This window comes from Kitasatospora sp. NPDC054768 (genome assembly GCF_053612025.1).
Map to the genome: position 1 here is coordinate 1 of NZ_JBSHBN010000295.1, position 4,648 is coordinate 4,648.

The following is a 4,648-nucleotide window of genomic DNA, read 5'->3' on the forward strand; positions in this document are numbered from 1 at the left end:
TCCCCCACGCCGCCCCGGTGGCGTTCCTGCCGGCCCTGGGGCGGTACCTGATCTACCTTCGGCCGGCGCACCGCGGCTTATCTGTCGTCGGCCGCCGCCGACGGAGCCCCCCGGCGGCGGCCGGCCGCACCCGGCAGCAGGATCCAGGAGAGCACCGCTCCGGCCGCCACCACCGCCGCGGCGACGCCGAGGGCGGCCGCGGCGGCTCCGGCGAAGGCGTGCTCGGCGACGGCGACGACCGCCGAGCCGGCCTCCGGGTCCTGTCGGCCCGCGTACTCGACGGCGCCGCCCAGGCTCCGACCGGCTTCGTCCGGCAGCGCCGCCGTACCGTCGGCGTAGCCGCGTGCGAGGACGGTGCCGACCACGGCCACCCCCAGGGCGTTCCCCAGTTCCTGCAGGGTGTCGTTGAGCGCCGCCGCGCTGCCGGACCGTTCGGCCGGCACCAGCCCGATCACCGTGTCCGTCGCCGGGGTCAGCGCCAGACCGCCGCCGACGCCGATCAGGACGCACCCGAGCAGGACCGGGGGATAGTCCCCGGACGCCCGGCCGAGACAGAGGATCCCGCCGGCGGCCAGGGCCAGTCCGCCGGCCACGCCGCCCCGCGGACCGCCCCGCCGCGCCACCGCCGGTGCGAACGCCGATCCCACGCCGACCGCCAGCGCCAGGGGCACCACCGCCGCCCCCGCGCGCAGCGCGCTGTAGCCGAACTCCAGCTGGAGGCGCTGGGTGAGGACGAAGAGCGTTCCGGCGATGCCGAGGAACAGCAGCATGTTGCCCGCGCTCGCGCCCAGGAACCTCCGGTCGCGCAGCAGTTCGAAGTCCACGACGGGGCTGGGATGCCGGCGTTCCCAGGCCACGAACGCGGCCGCCGCTCCGGCGGCCAGCGCCAGCGCGGCGACGACCGGCCGCGCCGTCCAGCCGTGCCCGGAGGCCTGGATCACGCCGTACACCAGGGCGGCCATCGCACCGGCGCCCAGCAGCGCCCCGACCGGGTCCGCGGGTCTGGGTACCGGTGCGGCGGACTCGGGCAGCAGGACGGCGCCCGCCAGCAGGGTCACCAGCACCGGAGCCAGGTTCACCAGGAAGACCGAGCCCCACCAGAAGTGGCTCACCAGCAGGCCGCCCAGCACCGGTCCCACGGCCACGCCCAGCGCGGAGACGCTGCCCCAGACCGCGATGGCGCGGGGACGTTCACGGGCCGGGAAGACCTGGTTCAGGATCGACAGCGTGCCGGGCATCACGAACGCGGCGCCCAGGCCCATCGCGGCCCTGGCGGCGACGAGTTGGGCCGGGCCGTCCGCCGCCGGGGCCAGCAGCGACGCGCCGCCGAACAGCGCCGCGCCCAGCAGCGTCGCGCGCTTGCGGCCGTACCGGTCGGAGAGGGCACCGGCGGTGAGCAGCAGGGCCGCGAAGGTCAGCGCGTAGGCGTCGACGATCCACTGGGTCCGGCCGAGGTCGATGCCGAGGTCCCGGACGAGTCCGGGGACCGCCACGTTGAGCAGCCCGTTGTTGAGCACGGTGGTGAACAGCGCGAGGGACAGCACCCCGAGGATCCACCAGCGTTTGGGGTGCCCGGAACCGTCCGGTGCTGGGGTCTGCATGGGGCGGCTCCTCCGCGCTTCTCGCCGCGCGGTGGTCCGCACGGCCCGGGCGCCCAGGGTCCGGCGGTGCTCTTTAGCCGAGCCAAAGCCGCTCCGCCGATCATGCGGGGAAGGTCCGTGCTGAGAGGGAGCGACCCATGCGCTTTGAAGACGTCTACGTGGCGGGAACCGGGGTGTGGCTGGCGGAGCCGGAGTCGGCCCGCACGGCCGTGGAGGACGGTCGCTACGACGCGGAGCAGGCCGAGCAGGACGACCTGCTCTCGGTCTGCGTGGCCGACGAGAGCACCGCCCCGCCGGACATGGCGGTCCAGGCCGCCACCACCGCCCTGAAGCGGTCCGGCCTGGACGCCTCGGAGGTCGGGCTGCTGATTCACTCCGGCGTCTGGTTCCAGGGTGTCGAGATGTGGCCGGCCGCGTCCTACGTCGCCGGCCACGCGCTGGGCCGGGACGCCATCGCCTTCGGCTTCCAGCAGGAGTGCAACGCCGCCCTCGGGGCCCTGGAACTGGCCGCCCGCCAGATCGCCGGTCAGCCGGAGAAGGCGGCCGTGGTCACCACCGCCGACCGGTTCGGCGCCCCGCTGATCAAGAGGTGGAGCAGCGAGCCCGGTTTCGTCTACGGCGACGGCGCGACCGCGATCGTGCTGTCCGGCCGGGGCGGGATCGCCCGGCTGCTGTCCACCGCCAGCGGCTCGGACAACGCCATGGAGGCGGTGGTCCGCGGCCCCGAGCTGAAGGCCGTCCCCACCGGTGAGCCGCTGGACCTGCTCGGCCGGGTGGGCCACTTCATGCGCACCGACGCCGGAGGCCTGCGCGAGGCGACCCAGCGGGTCGGCGCCGTGATGAACGCCGCCGTGGACACCGCCCTGGCGGACGCCGGCGTCGGCCGGGAGGACATCGCCCGGGTGGTGGTGCTCGCGAGCGGCCGCAGCCGGATGGAGTGGCAGGTGCCGCAGCTGCTGGGCATCCCGTTCGAGAAGTCCACCTGGGACTTCGCCCGCCGGGTGGGCCACCTGGGCGCGGGCGACCAGATCGCCGCCCTCAACCACCTGCTGGAGCACCGCCGGCTCGCCCCGGGCGACCGGGTCCTGATGGTCGGCGGCGGATCCGGCTTCAGCTGCACCTGCGCGGTCCTGGAGATCACCGGGCAGCCGGACTGGGAGCCGGCCGGTCTGCGGACGGCGGGCTGACCGGACGGGACCGGGCCCGGCCCCGTCCGGCCGTCCAACGGCAAACCGCCGTGGTACGAGCGATACTGACGATCAGTGCCCTGACGGAAGAGGCGCATGACACGGAAAGCGGAGACGACATGACCCCAGAGACCGCCGGCGTCCGTCCCACCCCCACCCCCGCGTCCGGAGCCGGACGCGCGGCCTGGGGCGGGCTCGGACTCCTCCTGCTCGTCTGGACGGTGTTCGAGGCGGCGAAGTACACCGGCCTCACGCTCGTGCTCGCAGTCGCCGGGCTCCTCGTCCCCCTCCTGGCCGGGCTCGCGCCCCGGGCGGCGGTCGTGCGGCACGCGCTGCTGCGGGTCTGGATACCGCTCGCCGTCATGCTCGTCTGCACGGCGATACCGGGCCCTCCCGAGGACACCTCCGCGCCCTTCACCTTCGGGATGGCCTGGCTGACCCACCTCGCGCTGGGACACGCCCTGCGCCGGGGGCCCGCCGCCTCCTGACGGACCTCGCGATGCCGGGCCCGCGTCCTCACGGCCGCGGGCCCGGGGCGTGTCCGGCCGGCCCCGCCCCGCTGTCCTTTACCGGGCCGCTAGCCCCGGCTGCGAGCGTGGGCGGCGACCGACCACCACCCAGCAGAAGGAGCATCCAGCCCATGGACAGCACCGCGTCCTCAGCCGGCCAGGACCAGCTTCAGTACCCGTTCCACCGTCCCTCGGCGGTGCAGGTTCCCACCGTCTACGCCGACCTGCGCGCCCAGTGCCCGGTCGCCAAGGTCCGGCTCCCCAGCGGCGACGAGGGCTACGTGGTCAGCCGCTACGAGGACGTCCGCACGGTCCTGTCCGACCTGCGCTTCAGCCGCGCCGCCACCGTGGAGCCGGACGCGCCGAAGCTGACCAACCTGCCGCCCATGCCCGCGAGCCTGTTCACCATGGACCCGCCCGAGCACACCCGGCTGCGCCGCCTGGTGTCGCGCGAGTTCACCGCCCGCCGGGTGCAGAACATGCGCCCGCGCATCCAGGAGCTGACCGACGAACTGCTCGACCGGATGGAGCAGTCGGAAGGGCCGGTCGACCTCAACACGGTCTTCGCCTTCCCGCTGCCGGTGATGGTGATCTGTGAGCTGCTCGGGGTGCCCTTCGAGGACCGCGAGAAGTTCCGGGGCTGGTCGGACGCGTTCGTCTCGCTGACCTCGATGTCGCCGGAGGAGATGAACGCCAAGCGCATGGAGCTGTTCGGCTACCTCGGCCGGCTCGTCCAGGCCAAGCGCGAGGAGCCCGGCGAGGACCTCATGAGCGCCCTGGTGAACGCCCACGACGAGGAGGGCAGCCTCAGCGAGATGGAGCTCATCGTCATGGGCATCACGCTGCTGGTCGCCGGCCACGAGACGACCGTCAGCATGATCGGCACCTGCGTGCTGACCCTGCTGCGCCACCCCGAGCACCTGGCCGCGCTGCGCGAGCGGCCGGAGCTCATGGAGCACGCGGTCGAGGAGCTGCTGCGGATCAACCCCATCGGCGACGGCGGCCCGTACCGGGTCACGCTGGAGGACGTCGAGATCGGCGGCACCGTGATCCCGAAGAACAGCGGCGTGATCGCGGCGACCAGCTCGGCCAACCGGGACGCCGACCGCTTCTCGGACGGCGACCCGGACGCCTTCGACCCGACCCGCGCCTCGGCGACCGGGCACCTCGCCCTCGGCCACGGTGCGCACTTCTGCCTCGGGGCCGCGCTGGCCCGGGCGGAGCTCCAGATCGCGCTGTCGACGCTGCTGCGCCGCTTCCCGACTCTCGCGCTCGCCGACGAGGTCGACAACCTGCGGATGACCACCGGGATGATGGTCCACGGCCTGGAGCGCCTGCCGGTCACCTGGTG

4 protein-coding genes are annotated in these 4,648 nt (G+C 74.2%); 3 read left to right on the forward strand and 1 reads right to left on the reverse strand.

Annotated elements, in window-relative coordinates; all coding sequences use genetic code 11:
• Nucleotides 1–77: 77 nt before the first annotated feature.
• Nucleotides 78–1,601: an MFS transporter gene (locus tag ACWGKU_RS40380; protein WP_452191814.1), complete on the reverse strand. Its 1,524-nt coding sequence runs from the start codon at nt 1,599–1,601 to the stop codon at nt 78–80.
• Between the two features lie 137 nt (nt 1,602–1,738).
• On the opposite strand from ACWGKU_RS40380, the gene ACWGKU_RS40385 reads away from it, so the two are divergent.
• The 3 genes from ACWGKU_RS40385 to ACWGKU_RS40395 form a co-directional block, all read left to right on the forward strand.
• The gene (locus tag ACWGKU_RS40385) at nt 1,739–2,788 is read left to right on the forward strand and encodes a ketoacyl-ACP synthase III family protein (protein WP_401043951.1); all 1,050 of its coding nucleotides are present in this window, start codon (nt 1,739–1,741) and stop codon (nt 2,786–2,788) included.
• Nucleotides 2,789–2,907: 119 nt separating this feature from the next.
• On the forward strand, nt 2,908–3,276 hold the full coding sequence (locus tag ACWGKU_RS40390; RefSeq protein WP_401043954.1) for a hypothetical protein: 369 nt from the start codon (nt 2,908–2,910) through the stop codon (nt 3,274–3,276).
• 152 nt (nt 3,277–3,428) lie between these two features.
• Nucleotides 3,429–4,648: cytochrome P450 (locus ACWGKU_RS40395; RefSeq protein WP_452181028.1), on the forward strand; the 1,220-nt coding region annotated here is incomplete at its 3' end.